Source organism: Bradyrhizobium australiense, from assembly GCF_013114825.1.
Taxonomy (GTDB): Bacteria; Pseudomonadota; Alphaproteobacteria; order Rhizobiales; family Xanthobacteraceae; genus Bradyrhizobium; species Bradyrhizobium australiense.
Map to the genome: position 1 here is coordinate 903167 of NZ_JAAVLX010000003.1, position 16859 is coordinate 920025.

General features: G+C 63.8%; 17 protein-coding genes. 13 read left to right on the forward strand and 4 right to left on the reverse strand.

Annotated elements, in window-relative coordinates:
* The first annotated feature begins 18 nt into the window (after positions 1–18).
* The 4 genes from HCN58_RS11365 to HCN58_RS11380 all read left to right on the forward strand — a co-directional run bounded on the left by HCN58_RS11365 (position 19) and on the right by HCN58_RS11380 (position 3334).
* Positions 19–534 carry a hypothetical protein gene (locus tag HCN58_RS11365; RefSeq protein ID WP_235983574.1) on the forward strand — a complete coding sequence of 172 codons (516 nt, stop codon included), beginning with the start codon at positions 19–21 and terminating at the stop codon, positions 532–534.
* Positions 535–692: 158 nt separating this feature from the next.
* Positions 693–1661, forward strand: a complete 969-nt coding sequence (locus tag HCN58_RS11370; RefSeq protein WP_171579402.1) for an NAD(P)H-dependent flavin oxidoreductase — start codon at positions 693–695, stop codon at positions 1659–1661.
* A gap of 48 nt (positions 1662–1709) precedes the next feature.
* Entirely contained in the window at positions 1710–2444 is a 735-nt protein-coding gene (locus HCN58_RS11375) for an SDR family NAD(P)-dependent oxidoreductase (RefSeq protein ID WP_171579403.1), read from the forward strand.
* A gap of 116 nt (positions 2445–2560) precedes the next feature.
* On the forward strand, positions 2561–3334 hold the full coding sequence (locus HCN58_RS11380) for a thioesterase family protein (RefSeq protein WP_171579404.1): 774 nt from the start codon (positions 2561–2563) through the stop codon (positions 3332–3334).
* A 53-nt stretch (positions 3335–3387) separates the two neighbouring features.
* Here the strand turns inward: HCN58_RS11380 and HCN58_RS11385 are convergent, their stop codons facing one another.
* Positions 3388–4956 (reverse strand): ABC transporter substrate-binding protein, encoded by a 1569-nt coding sequence (locus HCN58_RS11385; protein ID WP_171579405.1) that lies wholly within the window; start codon positions 4954–4956, stop codon positions 3388–3390.
* A 66-nt stretch (positions 4957–5022) separates the two neighbouring features.
* The gene (locus HCN58_RS11390) at positions 5023–5679 is read right to left on the reverse strand and encodes a hypothetical protein (RefSeq protein ID WP_311966797.1); all 657 of its coding nucleotides are present in this window, start codon (positions 5677–5679) and stop codon (positions 5023–5025) included.
* A gap of 476 nt (positions 5680–6155) precedes the next feature.
* Between HCN58_RS11390 and minC the strand changes: the two genes are divergently transcribed.
* The 4 genes from minC (at position 6156) to HCN58_RS11410 (ending at position 8537) form a co-directional block, all read left to right on the forward strand.
* Positions 6156–6857, forward strand: a complete 702-nt coding sequence (gene minC / locus HCN58_RS11395) for a septum site-determining protein MinC (RefSeq protein WP_171579406.1) — start codon at positions 6156–6158, stop codon at positions 6855–6857.
* A gap of 19 nt (positions 6858–6876) precedes the next feature.
* Positions 6877–7692 carry a septum site-determining protein MinD gene (gene minD / locus HCN58_RS11400; protein ID WP_171579407.1) on the forward strand — a complete coding sequence of 272 codons (816 nt, stop codon included), beginning with the start codon at positions 6877–6879 and terminating at the stop codon, positions 7690–7692.
* Positions 7689–7982 (forward strand): cell division topological specificity factor MinE, encoded by a 294-nt coding sequence (gene minE, locus HCN58_RS11405; protein ID WP_171579408.1) that lies wholly within the window; start codon positions 7689–7691, stop codon positions 7980–7982. The genes minD and minE overlap by 4 nt, the downstream gene beginning before the upstream one ends.
* A gap of 93 nt (positions 7983–8075) precedes the next feature.
* Entirely contained in the window at positions 8076–8537 is a 462-nt protein-coding gene (locus HCN58_RS11410) for a GFA family protein (protein WP_171579409.1), read from the forward strand.
* 175 nt (positions 8538–8712) lie between these two features.
* Here HCN58_RS11410 and HCN58_RS11415 read toward each other — a convergent pair whose 3' ends face one another.
* Positions 8713–10275: an AMP-binding protein gene (locus HCN58_RS11415; RefSeq protein WP_171579410.1), complete on the reverse strand. Its 1563-nt coding sequence runs from the start codon at positions 10273–10275 to the stop codon at positions 8713–8715.
* Between the two features lie 110 nt (positions 10276–10385).
* Between HCN58_RS11415 and HCN58_RS11420 the strand changes: the two genes are divergently transcribed.
* Both HCN58_RS11420 and HCN58_RS11425 read left to right on the forward strand, forming a co-directional pair.
* Positions 10386–11366, forward strand: a complete 981-nt coding sequence (locus HCN58_RS11420) for an NAD(P)H-dependent flavin oxidoreductase (protein WP_235983534.1) — start codon at positions 10386–10388, stop codon at positions 11364–11366.
* 259 nt (positions 11367–11625) lie between these two features.
* Entirely contained in the window at positions 11626–13959 is a 2334-nt protein-coding gene (locus tag HCN58_RS11425; RefSeq protein WP_171579412.1) for a mechanosensitive ion channel domain-containing protein, read from the forward strand.
* Here the strand turns inward: HCN58_RS11425 and HCN58_RS11430 are convergent.
* Positions 13956–14606 (reverse strand): hypothetical protein, encoded by a 651-nt coding sequence (locus tag HCN58_RS11430; RefSeq protein WP_171579413.1) that lies wholly within the window; start codon positions 14604–14606, stop codon positions 13956–13958. The genes HCN58_RS11425 and HCN58_RS11430 overlap by 4 nt on opposite strands.
* A gap of 150 nt (positions 14607–14756) precedes the next feature.
* On the opposite strand from HCN58_RS11430, the gene HCN58_RS11435 reads away from it, so the two are divergent.
* The 3 genes from HCN58_RS11435 to HCN58_RS11445 all read left to right on the forward strand — a co-directional run bounded on the left by HCN58_RS11435 (position 14757) and on the right by HCN58_RS11445 (position 16656).
* Complete coding sequence (locus tag HCN58_RS11435; protein ID WP_171579414.1) at positions 14757–15002, forward strand: hypothetical protein; 246 nt, start codon at positions 14757–14759, stop codon at positions 15000–15002.
* Between the two features lie 130 nt (positions 15003–15132).
* Complete coding sequence (locus HCN58_RS11440) at positions 15133–15825, forward strand: hypothetical protein (protein ID WP_171579415.1); 693 nt, start codon at positions 15133–15135, stop codon at positions 15823–15825.
* Between the two features lie 105 nt (positions 15826–15930).
* A complete protein-coding gene (locus HCN58_RS11445) occupies positions 15931–16656 on the forward strand; it encodes a hypothetical protein (RefSeq protein ID WP_171579416.1) in 726 nt (241 codons plus the stop codon).
* Positions 16657–16859 lie beyond the last annotated feature (203 nt).

Consider the following 16859-nt stretch of genomic DNA (forward strand, 5'->3'; position numbering starts at 1 on the left):
GTTGGCCTCGTTGCATCCATGCTTGCGATCGCTCCCGACGCTGGTTGGCCGCAGGCCGCACCGCAGCCGTCGCTCGGCCTGCAGTCGCCGGCCCAGCAGTCGGTGCCGGCGCAGCCCGAGCCGCAGCAGGTCGAGCCACAGCAAGCGCCGCGCGATGAAAATCCCGGCCTGATCAACGAAATCGGAAAACTGTTCGAGAAGTCCAAATCGCTGTTGCCGCCGCTGAAGAGCCCAAGCGAGACCTTCGAGGACTTCAACGCAGGCGCCAAGAGCGCCGGCGAGAGCCTGTCGGACATTGCCAGGCCATCACTGATGGTGAGTGGGCGCGCCGCGTGTCTCGTGGCCGCCAACGGCGCGCCCGATTGCAAGGCCGGCGCCGATCGGCTGTGCCAGAGCAAGGGCTACAAGGAAGGCAAGAGCCTCGACACCGATGCCGCCGAGAAATGCTCGCCGAAGGTGTACCTGCCGGGCCGTAAGCGCGAGCCGGGCGACTGCAAGACCGAAAATTACGTGACGAGGGCGCTGTGCCAGTAGCGCGGATCTCCAAGCGCCGGAGAGATGATGCGCAAACGCATCGCGGCCAGCGTGAAAACGCAATAATTGACACTGGAAAGATTGCCTTGTTGGTAGGTATGACGTCTGGCAGCTCTAGAGTCACGTCGCTTGCCTGAACAACCAAAGGATCGTTTCGAATGTCCATGCCCGCGCTGTTCAAGGGCCGTCTGTCGATACCCGTGATCGGGTCGCCGCTGTTCATCATCTCCGTGCCTGACCTCGTGATCGCCCAATGCAAGGCCGGCGTGGTCGGATCGTTTCCGGCGCTGAACGCGCGGCCGGCTGCGCTGCTCGACGAGTGGCTGGCGCGTATCACGGAAGAGCTCGCGGCCTACGACAAGGCGCATCCGGAGCGGCCGTCGGCGCCGTTCGCGGTGAACCAGATCGTTCACAAATCCAACAACCGGCTCGATCACGATCTCGCGGCCTGCGAGAAGTACAAGGTGCCGATGCTGATCACCTCGCTCGGCGCGCGCGAGGATCTCAACCAGGCGGCGCACAACTGGGGCGGCATCGTCTTCCACGACGTGATCAACCAGAAATTCGCGCACAAGGCGATCGAGAAGGGCGCCGACGGCTTAATCCTGGTTGCGGCCGGCGCCGGCGGCCATGCCGGCACGATCTCGCCGCTCGCCTTCGTTGAGGAAACGCGCGCCTGGTTCGACGGACCGATCGCGCTGTCGGGCGCGATTGCCAACGGCCGCGCCATCCGTGCGGCGCGCATCCTCGGCGCCGATTTTGCCTATATCGGCTCCGCCTTCATCGCGACCCAGGAAGCCAACGCGGTCGAAGCCTACAAGGAGATGATCACGTCGTCGTCGGCGGAAGACATCGTCTATTCGAACCTGTTCACCGGCGTGCACGGCAATTACCTCAAACCGTCGATCGTCAAGGCCGGGCTCAATCCCGACGACCTGCCGACCTCCGATCCCTCGAAGATGAGTTTTGGCACCGACGCCTCCGGCGAGCGCGCCAAGCCGAAGGCATGGAAGGAAATCTGGGGCTCTGGTCAAGGTATCGGCGGCATCGGCAAGGTGGTGCCGGCCGCTGAATTGATCGCGCGGTTCAAGAAGGAATATGACGAGGCGGTCGACCCCGCATTGTGAGGCGCCTTGCGGGTCGCGCGCCGCCGTGGAAGCGACGGAGGATCGATCATGGCCGGACAGGATCTGAGCGCGCGTGTCGCGCTGGTGACGGGTGCGTCCCGCGGTATCGGCGCGGCGGTGGCGCGTATGCTCGCGGAAGCGGGCGCCGCGGTTGCGGTCAATTACCGCGAGCGCGCTGATGATGCCAATGCGGTCGTCGCCAAGATCAATGCCAATGGCGGCCGCGCCATCGCGGTCGGAGCAGACGTTTCGCAGGCTGCGGCAGTCGCGCGCATGGTCGAGCAGGTCGCCTCCATGCTCGGTCCGATCGACATTCTCATCAACAATGCCGGCTTAGCTGTCGTGCGCGGCGTCGACGATCTCACCGAGGACGATTTCGACCGCACCATCGCGGTAAACCTGAAATCGGCGTTCCTGTGCACGCAGGCGGTGCTGCCGGCGATGCGTGCGCGCAAATGGGGCCGCATCGTCAATATCTCGTCGGGTGCGGCGCGCGGCGCCGGCGCGATCGGCGTGCACTACAACGCCTCCAAGGCCGGCATGGAAGGACTGACGCGCGGCTATGCGGCGCGTCTCGTCAAGGAAGGCATCACCGTCAATGCGGTGGCGCCGTCGCTGATCGCAACAGATATGATGGGCGGCCGCACGGATCTGGCGTGCAATATCCCGCTCGGCCGCATGGGCCAGGCCGAGGAAGTGGCGCAAGCCGTCGCGATGGTGCTCGGCAACAGCTACATGACCGGGCAGACCATCGTCCTTAATGGCGGCATGGCGTTCATTTGACGCGGTTGGCTTGCTCTCCCGCCAATGAGGCTCGGTGCTCCGTCCGCCGCGGGCTCGACTCGTTCCGCTGAAGCAGGCAAGAAGCTCGTCCCTTGATCGACAGGACCTCTCACTCAATGGATGGTATTTTTCGCGTTGACGGCAACGACGTCGTCACCAGCCCCCTTGCAGCGGGGCCATGGGACCCGAGCATGCAGCACGGTTCGCCGCCGGCGGCACTGGTGGTGTGGGCGGCGGAGCGGATTCGGACGCCGGTTGCGATGCGGGTTGCGCGCGTCACCGTCGACCTGATGCGTCCCGTGCCGGTGGCGCCGCTGACTATCGAGAGCGAGATTTTGCGCGAGGGGCGGAAGATCCAGCTCTGCGCGGTCAGGCTGCTGGCTAAAGGCGTTGTTGTGGTTAGCGCGACCGTGCTGAAGATCAAGGTGCAGGCCCTGCAATTGCCAGAAGAGGCCGCGATCCTGCCGGTCGGGCTTCCGGGGCCGGATCGATCGCGCGTCGAGCCGGCGGATTTTTCCTCCAGCCCATTCGTATCAGGCATGTCGCTGCGTGCAGCGCGCGGCCGGTTTGGCGCGCCCGGTCCCGGCGCGATCTGGTACCGCGTCGACCGGCCGATCGTAGAAGACGCGCCGGTATCGCAGGCGATGCGGGCGGTGGCGGCGGCCGATTTCTGCAACGGCACCTCGGCCGTGCTGGACTTTCGAGCGTGGACGTTTCTCAACGCCGACCTGACCGTGAATTTTTCGCGTGAGCCGGTCGGCGACTGGATCCTGCTCGATGCCGAGTCCTGGATCGGTCCCGAAGGCGCGGGGCTCGCTATGGCGCGGCTCGCCGATGAGCGCGGCTATTTCGGCCGCGCCATCCAGAGTCTTGTCATCGAGAAGCGCTGAGCGGCGTCAGACGACGTGATGAAGCCGCGATCACAGGGATCGCGGCCTCCCAATCATTCGAGATCGAGCGGCTGATAACGGCCGGTTTCATCGAGCGCGGTGCCCCAGATCTTGTGCGAGGCCTGGTGCTCGGAGCGGCCAAAGCCGAGCGAGGTCCCGAGACCGAGGTCGAGATTGCGCATGGTCTCCAGCGTGTCGATCAGCTTCTCGGTGTCGAGCTGGGGCCCGGCCCGCTTGATGCCCTGGATCAACACGTTGGCGGCGACGTAGCCCTCGAGCGACACATAGTCCGGCGCCTCGCCTGGGAAATACTTGGCGAGCGCGTTCTTGTATTCGAGTACCGCCGACGAATAGCCCGACACTGCCGGCACCACCTGGGTCACGATCACTCCGTTCGTATAACGCGGTCCCAACAGCTTGAGTTCTTCGGCCAGCGCGGTAGAGCCGACGAACGAGACGTTCGAGTAGATCATGCCGGGATAGAGGTCGCGCGTCTTCTCGATGAACCGCGCCGCGGCCCGGTAGGTCGCGACCATGACGACGGCCTTGATCGGCGGCTTCGCAAGCTTCAACTGGTTGATCGCATCGTCGACGTCGACGGTGTTTCGCGCATAGTTGAGCCGGACGATGGCGCCGTCGTTCACGCCCATGGAGCGAAACGCCTTGGCGACCCCTGCAAATCCGGCATCGCCGTAGGAATCCTGCTGCGCAAATACCGCGATCTGCCGGGGCTGCAGCCGGCGTATCTTGACGAGATAACGAACGACGGCGTCGGTTTCCTCGGCGTAGCTGGCGCGGTAGTTGAAGACGTAGCGATCGGGCGGATCGTTGCGCAGGATGTTGGCGCCGGTGAAGGCCCCGAAGAACAGCATCCGGCGTTCGAGCGCATACGGGATCGCCACCGCCGCGGTCGGCGTGCCGACATTGCCGACGATGCCGAACACCTGGTCCTTTTCGTAGAGCTGCTTCATCGCTTCCGGCGTGCGCGAAGGCTCGTAGCCGTCGTCGGCGGCGAACAATTTGAGTATCCGCCCGTCGACGCCGCCGGCATCGTTGATCCGGTTGAAGGCGGTTTCGATTCCGAGTTTCATCTGACGTCCCAGCTCGCGCGCCGAGCCGGAGAAGGGAGCCGCGATGCCGAAGCGGATTTCCTTCTCACCGATGCCGCGCGGCAGCGGCCCGGTTGGGACCGGGGCCGTCGGCGCCGTCGCCGCGTTCGCGGCCGTTGCCGCGGCGGCAGGAGACGGGCCGATGACGCTGGAGAGACTTGGCCCTGAGATCGATCGTTCGAGATCGGCAAGCTGACGGTCGGCCCGGATGCAATCGATCTTGCCTGAGGCAACGGCGGCGCGGCCGTCGGCCACGCTGCGATCGAACGCCTGGATGAGATCAGAACGCTCCGCCTCGTTCGACGAGGCCTCCCGGATCACCTGTGAAAATTTGTCGACAATGGTCTGGATGCGGGGACGCGCAATATCGCGGCAGGCTTGGGCCGAACCGAGTACAGGGCCGACGCGGCCAGCGAGGTCGCGCACGATCGCAATGTCGCCGGCAGCCTGGGCGCTGCCTGCGATTCCGAAAAGCACGGCCCCAACCAGCAAGGCAATCCGGTGCGAGGTCATGGCAAACTCCTTGAGAACAAGATGGCGGAAAGTCGGTTCTCAGGCATTGTCATTCCTTCATCTGGATTATGGGGTGGTGCGTTGTGGCGTCGCCGGATCCGGCTTTTCGCGCCACTGCATGAATTGCTGAAGCAATTGCGACTGCTCGGATGCCGCCGGAGCGCTCGGCGGCGTGGAGGCGAGAATGGCCTGGAATTCGCTGATCGCGGGCTTTGGCGAAGCCTCTCCGGATTGGAACAGGGCAGCCTTGATCGACTGCGCCACACCGGAGAACACCGACGGTTGCTCACCGTCGTTCTGGCGCGACCCCGGTACGACGACGACGAAGAACAGCGCCACGAGAGCCGAGACGCCGATCGCGGCGCCAAAGCGCGCCGCGACACTCCACAATGCCTTCTTCGATTCCAGTTCGGGTTCGCGCATGATCTCGGGATCGAGGGGATGACGCAGCGCATCGGATACGGCGCTCTCGAGCTGGGTATCGAACGACGCCGGAGAGAACGGCGTAGTCGCGGGACTGGCGTCGCGCTGGGAAGCCGAGCGCTCACGTAGCCAGCGCGGCGCGTAGTACAGGGGATCACGGGGATTGATATGGTCCTGTTCACTCACACTACTCATACGCTTACTCCTCATGACATCTGGCGGATTGCTTGGCGGCGAAATGGCTGCGGACGTATCGGACAGGAGCTCCAGGTGATGGAACAGGCGCGCGGGATCATCCACGTCCGCTTTCTGTCCGCTATCGAGCTTGATTGGAAGATTCGAATCTAGGTGTGAGGCGTCGTCCCTGCGTTCGACGACTCCTGTCTGCGAGATTGGATCTCGCGACCACACAACGCCCACGGCTTCCACTGCCTCGTCCCCTGCCGGCAAATGTCCGTCTGCCCGACGGATTGAGCTGCCAGACCACAAAGATCTGCCAGCACACATAAGTTTGTTGGAGCCGCGCGAGGACTAATTTAGGTCGGAAACGTGACGAAAGTAAGTTGAAGCCTTGTTGACTACAACTCACGTGACCCCTGTTTTTATAGGCTTTTGCGCGCCTTCGCCGCGATCAGCAGCAAGAATCGGCCATAAATGCGCCGGATTTGCCGCCCGTTGCGCTGTTTTCTGCGCGCAGCGCGGGTTTTCGCATTAATTACTCGTTAACCAAGTTCGTCGATTGTTAACTATTCAATAAGAAAGGCGAGTCGAACATCATGGACGTCCGAGCGGATCCCACGCGTCAACTGGTCCGGCTGCGCGGCCGTTCCTATGTCGCGTTCGTATTCAGCCCCGTCGTGCCGATCGTGGAATGGCTCGCCGAGATCGACGCCACGCTGGCGCGCTCGCCGGGCTATTTCGTCGGCAAGCCGATCGTGCTGGATCTCTCGGCCGTCGACCTCTCGGGCTCCGCCATCGCCCATCTCGTCGGCAGTCTCAACGAGCGCAACATCCGCGTCCTCGGCATCGAGGGTGTGGAGGAAGAGCGCCTTGGGGCGAACATGCCGCCCTTGCTGACCGGCGGCCGCGCCTGCGTGATTACGCGAAACGAGCCGGCGCAGAAGCCCGAGCCCGAAGCCAAGCCGAAGCCGACTTCGCTACTGCTCGAAAGCCCGGTGCGTTCGGGGCAGTCGATCGTCTTCATGGAAGGCGACGTAACGGTGTTGGGGTCGGTCGGGTCGGGCGCGGAGATCGTCGCCGGCGGATCGATCCACATCTACGGGACGCTGCGCGGCCGGGCGATGGCCGGCGTCAACGGCAATTCCAACGCACGGATCTACTGCCAGAAAATCGAGGCCGAACTGCTCGCCATCGACGGCTACTACCAGACCGCAGAAGAAATCGACGTCGCGCTCCGCAACCGTCCGGCGCAAGCCTGGCTGCAGGGCGACACCATGAAAATTACCCCGCTGAATTAACCGGCTAAGGAGATCACGTATGGCCAAGGTCCTGGTCGTTACCTCAGGCAAGGGAGGCGTTGGAAAAACCACCTCGACGGCCGCGCTCGGCGCGGCGCTTGCCCAGAGCGGACAAAACGTCGTGGTGGTCGATTTCGACGTCGGCCTGCGCAACCTCGATCTGGTGATGGGCGCCGAACGCCGCGTGGTGTTCGACCTCATCAACGTGGTGCAGGGTGTCGCCAAGCTGCCGCAGGCGTTGATCCGCGACAAGCGCCTCGAAAATCTCTGGCTGCTCCCGGCCTCGCAGACGCGAGACAAGGATGCACTGACGGATGAGGGCGTCGGCCGCGTTATCGCCGAGCTCAGGAGCCGGTTCGACTGGATCCTGTGCGACAGCCCGGCCGGCATCGAGCGTGGCGCGACGCTCGCCATGCGCTATGCCGACGAAGCCGTTATCGTCACCAATCCCGAAGTTTCCTCGGTGCGCGATTCCGACCGGATCATCGGAATGCTCGATTCAAAGACGGTGAAGGCGGAGCGCGGCGAACGCGTGGAAAAGCACGTGCTGATCACCCGCTACGATCCCGCGCGCGCGGCGCGCGGCGAGATGCTCAATATCGACGACATCCTGGAAATCCTCGCGACGCCCCTGCTCGGCATCATTCCGGAAAGCCAGGACGTTCTGAAGGCATCCAACGTCGGCACGCCGGTGACGCTCAACAACGCCGAGAGCGCGCCGGCCCGCGCCTATATCGATGCCGCGCGCCGCCTGATGGGCGAGGAAGTCGCGATGGTCGTGCCCGCCGAGCGCAAGGGCTTCATGAACCGGCTGCTGGGACGGAGGGCTGCATGAGCTTGAACTTGCTGCGGCTGTTCGGTGGCCGCAATGCAACCGCCCCGGTGGCGCGGGAACGGCTGCAGATTCTGCTGGCGCATGAGCGCGGCTTGCTCGGCCAGTCGGACCTTCTGGTCACGCTGCGGGAGGAAATTCTCGCTGTGGTATCGAAGCACGTTGCGCTCGATCCAGACAAGGTGATCGTCAAGCTGGAGCGCGGCAAGACGGTGTCGACGCTCGAAGTCGATATCGAAGTGCCCAACAATTTCGACAAGAAGGCTCTCGCCCAAAGGCGCATGGCCGGCTGACGCGGGGCATCGATCGGCACTCGATTTGCGGGTAGGATGCGACGATAACCTCGCTCGGGCCGGACCATGAAAACGCCGCGACCTTCGCTTCCGATGACCGGCGGCTGCCAGTGCGGTGCGATTCGTTACGAGATCATGTCATTTCCGTTGCTGCTCTACACCTGCAACTGCACTGATTGTCAGCGCCAGACCGGCAGTGCGTTCGCGTTGAACATGCCGATAAGGTACGGGGATTTTCGCATTCTGCAGGGTGAGCCGCATGGCTGGCATCATACCTCGCCCAACGGCACGCCAGTCATTTCGCAGTTTTGCGCCGGCTGCGGCACACGTATCTATGGCGAGCGTGCCGGGCGATCCGAAACCGTCAGCCTTCGTGCCGGAACGCTCGATGATACATCGTGGCTGATGCCGGCCGCGCATTTCTTTATGCGCAGCGCACAGCCATGGGTGCAAGCGGCGGCCGGCGCAGAGTGTTTCGAGACCCAGCCGAACGGCTGGGGAAGCCTGCTGCAGGCATGGCGGGCGATGTGGCCGGAATTCTTTGCGCAGACATAGCTCTCGTCTCCCGGATGCTGCGCAACGCGGCGTGGTGCGCTGCTGATCCGGGATCCAGCCAGCAGCTCGACACCACGCAGTTCCCGGCTCTGCGGAGCAGCGATATCGGACGATGTTTCGCATCGCCTAGGCCGCTCCGCGCGTCCGGGACATGATAGCTTCGCCGAGGAAAGCGCTAGCCCACCATCCGCTCCCGGCCGGTCCAGAATCCTGCTTTCAGCACCTTCTTGTCGACCTTGCCGACACCGGTCATCGGCAACTCGTTAACGAACTTGACGTGCTTGGGCGCGTGCGCCGAGCCCTTCTTCGCCTTGACGAGGTTGATCAGCTCGTCCGGATTCGGCTGTGCACCTTCGCGTGCCACGATCACGGCGGTGACGGCCTCGCCCCATTTGTCGTCGGGCACGCCGACCACGGCGACCATGGCAACGTCGGTGTGCTGCGACAAGACATCCTCGACCTCGCGCGGAAAGATGTTGAAGCCGCCGGAGACGATCATGTCCTTCTTGCGATCGAGGATGAACATGTAGCCGCGGTTGTCTGACCGCGCGATGTCGCCGGTGTGCAGCCAGCCATTTTTCAGCGTCTCCGCGGTGGTGTCCGGCCGTTTCCAGTACTCCGTCATCACATGCGTGCCGCGCACGCAGATCTCGCCGGCCTCGCCGGTTGCGACTTCCTGGTCGTCATTGTCAAGGATCTTCACCTGACAGGCGGCGATCGGGAATCCGCAGGACAGGAACAGCTCCGGCGTCCTGGGATCATGGTCTGCCTTGCGCAGCACGGATACTGGATAGCATTCGGTCTGGCCGTAGAGCTGCGAGAACACCGGCCCGATGCGCTCGATGCCTTCGATCAGCCGGCTCGGCGACATCGCAGACGCGCCATACAGCAGGAGTTCGAGCGAGGAGAGATCGGTCTTCTCGAGCGCGGGATGATCTAGCATGACGTAGATCATCGTCGGCACGAACAGGGTGAAGTTGATCCGTTCGCGCTCGATGGTCTTGAACACCGCCTCGGGATCAAAGCCCTTCAGCATGTGCACGGTGCCGCCGCGCATCAGCGTCGGCAGCACTTTTGTTCCCGCGACATGGCTGATCGGCGCGACCGCCAGGTAGCGCGGGGTATCCGGAATTTCGAAGTCAGCGAGGATCGCGCTGGCATACCCGCTATATTCGCGGTGATGGCGCAGCGCGCCTTTGGATTTGCCGGTCGTGCCGCCGGTGTAATTCAGCGTGGCGATATCATCAGGCGCGGCGAAATTGCGCGCCGTAACGCTGCCGGCCACTTCGATCGCCTGTAATAGATCGGCGCCGTAACTGGCTGGACCGAGCGTGAAGATAGTCTTCAGACCCGTGGCCCTCGCCGCGAGTTCGCCGCCGCGGTCGCGGAAGGTGTTCCCGTCGACCACCAGCATCTGCGCTTCGGAATCCTCGAGCTGAAACAGTTGATCGTCCAGCGAACCCAAAGGATGCAGCCAGGTAATCGCAAATCGCGACAATTGCGCGGCGACGCCGGCGCACCAGGTGTCGGCACGGTTGGCGGTGAGAAACGCGACGCGGGTGCCGGGTTGGAAGCCGAGCTGCATGAATACCGCCTGCATGCGCCCGATCATGTCGGTCGCGCCGCGATAGGTGATCGATCCGCCCGGCCAGGCGAACGCCGTGCGTTCGGAGTAGCGCGCCAGCGCCCGCAACGTCTGCTCGCATGCCGCCGGAAACGCGTAGAGCGGATTGCTCATGTTCTTCCTCCCGCCTGTTTTGGCTCTTGGTTTGTTTTGTCTTGGGCGTTCGCCCGTGCCAATGTTCGGGTAACGCTAGCACACCCGCTGCTCAAGTCAGGAAGAAACGCTTGCCGCTCGTCGATCCTCTCGCGCGCTTTCGCGACCGCCTCAGCCTGCCGCTGATTGCAGCGCCGATGTTTCTCGTCTCCGGCGTCGAATTGGTGGTAGCCGCCTGCCGCAACGGCGTGATCGGTTCGTTTCCCACCGTGAATTGCCGCAGCTCCGAACAGCTCGATCAATGGCTGACGGACATCGATGACCGGCTGAAGGAGCACTCGGATGCAAGCGGCAAGCCCGCAGCGCCTGTATGCGCCAACCTGATCGTGCATCGCTCCAATGCGCGGCTGGGGCAGGATCTGCAGGTGCTGCTGCGACATCGGCCGGAAATGGTCATCACCTCGGTCGGCTCGCCGGCGCCGGTGCTAAAGCCGTTGCGCGATGGCGGCGCGCTAGTATTTGCCGACGTCGCCTCAATCCGCCATGCCGAGCGCGCGGTTCAAGCCGGTGCCGACGGGCTGGTGCTGTTGACGGCAGGCGCGGGCGGCCAGACCGGCTGGCTCAATCCTTTCGTGTTCGTACGCGCGGTGCGCGCCTTCTTCGATGGACCGCTGGTGCTAGCGGGCGGCATCGCGGATGGCCACGCCCTGCGCGCCGCCGAGGCGCTCGGCTGCGAGCTTGCCTATATGGGCACCAAGTTCATCGCCACGCGCGAAAGCATGGTGGATGCCAGATACAAGGACATGCTGGTCGCCAGCAGCGCCGACGACGTCTTGCTGACCAAGGCATTTACGGGCCTGCAGACCAATATGCTGCGGCCGTCGATCGAGGCCGCCGGCCTTGATCCGGACGATCTTCCCGAGCGGGGCGCGATCGATATCGGCAAGGATATCGATGTCGGCGCACGCGAGAATCGCCCGAAACGCTGGAAGGATATCTGGAGCGCGGGGCACTCCGTTTCGGGCGTAACGGAGGTTCTTTCCGTCGACGAGATGATTGCGCGCACCGTCGCGGAATATCGCATGGCCGCCGCGCGCGTAAGACTGGGCTAGGGCGTTATTCTCACATCTCTTATTTTGCAGTGCTTGCCAAGTTGCCGTCCGCTTAAGCGTTGCGGCATCATTGTGATGCGGGCAAATGCCAAATTGTGATGCGGGCAAATGCCAAGAGAAATGCCAAGAGAAAGCCGCCGCACTGGCAAACTTCCGACACAGGATGACGGCGAAAACAGGCAATCCGACATGACGCACGCGCGAAGGCAAGACCGGTTCCGGTTCTGCCGTCGGGCGCGTTTTATTCAGCGAGGCCTTCGTGTCGCTCAAGCTGTTTCCCTCGATCCTGCTCATCTGCGCGCTGCTTGCCTTACCGGCTTTCGCGCAGCCCGGCGCTGCGCCGGCCGCCCCTGCCGATAAAGCTGACGTTCTCACGCCCGAGCAGGCGAAGCGGGCGCTCGATACGCTTTCCGACGACAAGAAGCGCGCGCAAGTCATCGAGACGCTACGCGCGATCGCCAATGCCTCACAGCCACCGCAAGCCGCGACAGTCGAGCCGAAATCCGCGATGCCGCTCACGGCGGACAGCCTTGGCGCGCAGCTTCTTCTGACGGTATCGGAGCAGGTCGGCGAGATCTCGCGCGAGGTCGCCGACGTCGCGCGCACACTGACGCACTATCGGGCGTTCTATTACTGGTTCCTGCGGACCGCCAATGATCCGTCCGCCTATCATCAGTTGCTCGATATCGCCTGGAAGCTGGCACTGGTATTCATCTGTGCACTTGCTGCCGAGTGGCTGGTTTTCCGCCTCATCAAGCGGCCGGTGGCGCTGCTGGAAGCGCGGCTTCCGCAAACGGCGCGTGCCCCGGTGCAGACGCTGGCCATGGCCGATCCGCCATCCTCCACGGCAGATCTTGCCGCCGCGCCCGCGCAGCAGCGGCGGCGGCTCAGCCTGGCGCGCACTTGGCAGTCGCTGGTCAGGCTGCCTTTCGTCCTCGGGAGGCTCGTGCTCGAACTGCTCCCGGTGCTCGTCTTTATCGGCATCGCCACGATGTTGCTGGGCACCGGGATCGGCGATCTCGCAACCACCCGGCTCGTGATCCTCGCGGTGGTCAACGCCTATGCGCTGACGCGCGGGCTGATCTGCGTGGTGCGGGCGCTGGCCGGGCCTTTCGGTCTGTTTCGCGTTCGCGCCGAGACCGCCGCCTATATCGAGATATGGGCGCGGCGCATCGTCACCGTCGCCGTCTCCGGCATCGCTTTCGCCAATGTGGCGCTGCTGCTGGGCCTGCATCGCGCCGGTTACGCAGCACTGCTGCGCCTTGTGATGCTGATCGTGCATCTTTTTGTCGTCGTCGTCATCCTGCAGTGTCGAAGGCCGGTCGCCGACGCCATTCGCGCACCGGCCGGCCGCGAGGGCACAGCCGCCAGAGTGCGCAATCGCGTCGCGGGTCTCTGGCACTATCTTGCGATCGCACTCGATCTCGCACTATGGGCGGTGTGGGCGCTCAATATCCGCAACGGCTACTCGCTGCTGCTGCAATATTTCGTCGGCACCATCGCGGTCGTGCTAATCATGCGTCTCGCCACCATCCTGGTGCTGAGCCTGATCGACCGCGGCTTTCGCATCAGCCCGGATCTCAAACGCCGCTTCCCGGGTCTGGAGACCCGCGCCAACCGCTATCTTCCGCTGTTGCGCAACATCGTCTCGGCCGCAATTGCCTTCATCGGCTTCGTTGCGCTGCTGGAAGTCTGGGGCATCGACGCTATTGTCTGGTTCTATGGCGGCCAGATCGGCAGCCGGCTGTTGTCGGCGGTAGTCACCGTCGGCATTGCAGCACTGGCTGCTGCGGCGATCTGGGAAATCAGCAACGCGCTGCTGGACCGCAAGATCAACGCGCTCTCGCGTGAGGGGCACTACGCGCGCGCGGCGCGGCTGCGCACCTTTCAGCCGATGCTGCGAACGGCGTTGCTGTGCCTGATCGTCACTGTGGTTGGCCTCACCGCGCTCAGCGAAATCGGCGTCAACGTCGCGCCATTGCTCGCCGGCGCCGGCATCGTCGGTATCGCGATCGGCTTCGGCTCGCAGAAACTGGTGCAAGATCTCATTACCGGGCTGTTTCTCCTGCTCGAGAACACAGTGCAAGTCGGCGACAACGTCACGCTATCGGGACTGTCGGGGGTAGTGGAGAACGTCTCGATCCGTACCCTTCGCCTGCGAGCCGGCGACGGCTCGGTGCACATCGTGCCGTTCAGCGCGGTGACGACGATCACCAACTCAAGTCGCGGCGCCGGCAATGCGGCGGTCAGCATCAACGTGTCCTACAAGGAAGACACCGACCGCGCCGGCCAGATACTGAAGGACATCGTCGCCGAAATGCGGCGCGAGCCCGAATTCCAGCACCTGATCCGCGGCGATCTCGAACTGTGGGGCGTCGACAAGGTGGACGGCTCGATGGCCTCGATCGTCGGCCAGATCCGCTGCACGGATGCCGGCCGCTGGCCGGTGCAGCGGGAATTCAACCGCCGCATGAAGCGGCGATTCCAGGAGTGCGGCGTGGAAATCGCGCCCACCGGTCAAACCATTCTGATGCAGGTTCCGGCGCCCGCCGACGTCGCCGCGAACGCAACGCCCCGGCGGGCGGCGGGCTAGCTCGCCACGAAGTACCAGTTCTCGTCGTAGCGCTCGAGCCGGCTCGGCGGCTTGTCCTCGAATTCGAAGAAATTTTTGGGATCGCCGCCCGGCGGCACGTGCAGGAAGCCGGTGAAATAATGCTTCAGGCCGCGTGAGGTCAAAAACAGCACATAGGTGCCTTCTTCGGTCTCGTCGACGACGATGTCGTTGCCGACGGAAACATGGGGCTCGCGGTCGCCGACCGCGATCAGGTTCTTGTTGTAGGAGACGTTGGGTTTCAGCTCGCCGGCTTCGACCCGCGCCAATATCCGTTCGCGGTCGGCGCGGTGCCAGCGGAAATTCTGCTGTAGCGCAATCTGGTGCAGCGGGGCGCAGGCGAGAACGGCGAGCGTCAGCGCGCAGATCAGGAAGGGAAGAGCGAACTTCGCGCCACTGGTTCGGATCTTCAGAAGCAGCGAGGCCGACCACACGATGCAGCCGAAGAACACGAGCGCGACCAGCGGCACGACGACAAGCAGGACGAAGCCGGACGGCCAGTCCGCCATCGACAGCTCGAACGTCGCAATCGACAGCGTGAAGGCTGAAATCGCGATCGCCGCCGCCAGTGCGGCGCGTACCGACGGCCCGGCCGCGACTGACGTCGTCTGGGATGTCGCTTCAGCCATGCCGGGCTGTTCCGCTCCGCCGTTTGCTCGGGCCCCAGCGCTTGCCATTCCGAGGGCTTAACGCGCCGTTAACCATATCAGCCCCAACAATAACCCCGACGATGGTCCGCCGTCACGGTCGTACGGACGGCAAATTGAAAGGGGTATGGAATGGATTTCGATCGGTATTTTGCCAAAACCCCGGCGACACTCGAGGAGCTCCGGCGGCGGGTGATGTTTGCGCTCGATCGGCATCCGCTGTGCCGCGGCATCGAATTCGACGTCGTCAGCATGCCCCGCAGCCGCACGAGCAACTGGACCGTCACCCTGCAGCAGGTCGCTCCCGGCGCCCTGTGGGAAGCCTCCGATATCGTTGCCGATATCCAGGAGGCCTATGAACTGGCCGCAGCGGCCTGATTCCGGGGCAATTTCGGGAAGTTTTCCCCATTTTTTCGGCCGCGTCAGCGCTGCGATTGGCATCGTATAGCCTCAATTATCATCCAGTTTTCGGCAAAAGGACCAAACGTCGGCGGGAATGGAGACCTTTTTGACCAAAACCATGACAATTGTCGCGCTGATCTGTTTTCTCGTGGCCGGCGCCGCCGTCACCGCCATTCTCGGCCGCGACAGCGTGCCTGCCGCCCGGTTCGAATTGGCGTCGGCTCCCTCCGTTCAGGGCCCGGTCTCCAACAAGGAAAGCAAGAAGGATCGCCTTGCGGTCATCAGCTACGCCACTGCCGCGGTTGAACCCCAGCCCAGGGATCCAGAGCTGAACGAATCCCTGCGCCGGGCCTATGCCTCCACTTCGCCCGCCGATATCGGGATGCCGAAGGAGATCGCGGCTCCCACCGTTACGCCCACCGCCGCGCCGAGCACGGCGCCGGTGCCTGCGCCCGTCAAGCCCAAGGCTGCAGCCAAGCCCCAGCCGCAGAAAAACTACGCGCTGCTGAGCGACGTCCAGATCGCCGGAATCAAGGACCGCCTGAAACTGTCGGCGTCGCAGGAGTCCTATTGGCCGCCCGTGGAGACTGCGTTGCGTGCTGTCGCCCGGAAGATTCATGCGGGCCGGCAGGCCAACCCGAATGCGACGGGCGTGCCGATCGATCCCGACTCCGCGGAAGTCCAGCAATTGAAATCGGCGGCGATGCCGCTGCTGTTCCAGTTGCGTGAGGATCAGAAGAGCGAGGTCCGCTCGCTCGCCCGCATCATCGGGCTGGAAAAAGTCGCCGCGATGATCTAAGCGCGATTCTCATCGGCCCCTGGTTCCGACTGTCCACACACCCACATCGCACCGGAACATCGTCCTACCCTACGCGTTGCCCGCGTGGATGAGGGAGTTTGGCCGATGCGCACATCAACCGCTTATTTTGCGGGGGTAGGAACCGTGGTCGTGGCGGTCGGCGCCGGTCTTGGCGGTGGCTATTTGGCTGCCAACATCGTCAGCCCGCCGACGCAGATGATTTCCAAGCTGGAACGCAGGATGTCAGCGGAGCCGATACCCGTCTCGACGGCGCCATCGGAGCCGGTGCCCTATGCCGCCGCGACGGCAGCCGCGGCCAATCCCGCTCCCGCGCCCGCCCAAGAGCAGCAGCAAACGCATCCCGAGCAGACGCAGCAACAGCCCCAAACGCAAGCACAGCCGCAAACGGCGGCGGCAGCGCCGTCCGTCAATAATGCTCCCGCCGAAGAGAAGAAACCCAACAACGTAGCGGCCGCGCAACCGGCACAGTCATCATCGCAAGCCTCGAAGCCCGCCGAACAGGCCAGCGAAAAGAGTGCTGCCCCCGAGAAGACTGCTGCGTCGCAGGAGGCGTTTGCCAAGGCGCGCGACGCCGATCTCAAGCGGGCCTCCGCCGACAAGCGCCGCGCCGAGCGGCGTCAGCGCTGGGCCGACAAGCGCCGCTTCCAGCAGCCCCGCGAGCAGGAACTCGAGGCGGTCGAAGAGCGGGTACGGGAAGTGACCGAGCCGCGGCGCATTAGAATCCGCGAAGAAGCCGAGCCGAGAGACCTGTTCGCCGCCGAGCCGGCGAGAATCGAAATGCCCCGGATCAGGTTGTTCGATCAGGATTGATCCAGCCGGAACGATCACAGCAGCATAGCTATCCGTGCCCCGGAGGCGGTGCAGCGTGAAACGCTGCACCGCAGAGGCGGAACCCAGTTGTGGATCCCGGATCAGCAGCGCACCACGCCGCAAGCGGCGCGCTGCGCAGCATCCGGGGCACGCTGACCGATCGCGCCGCTCCAATCAAATCAATCGTTACATCTTAGCCGTCT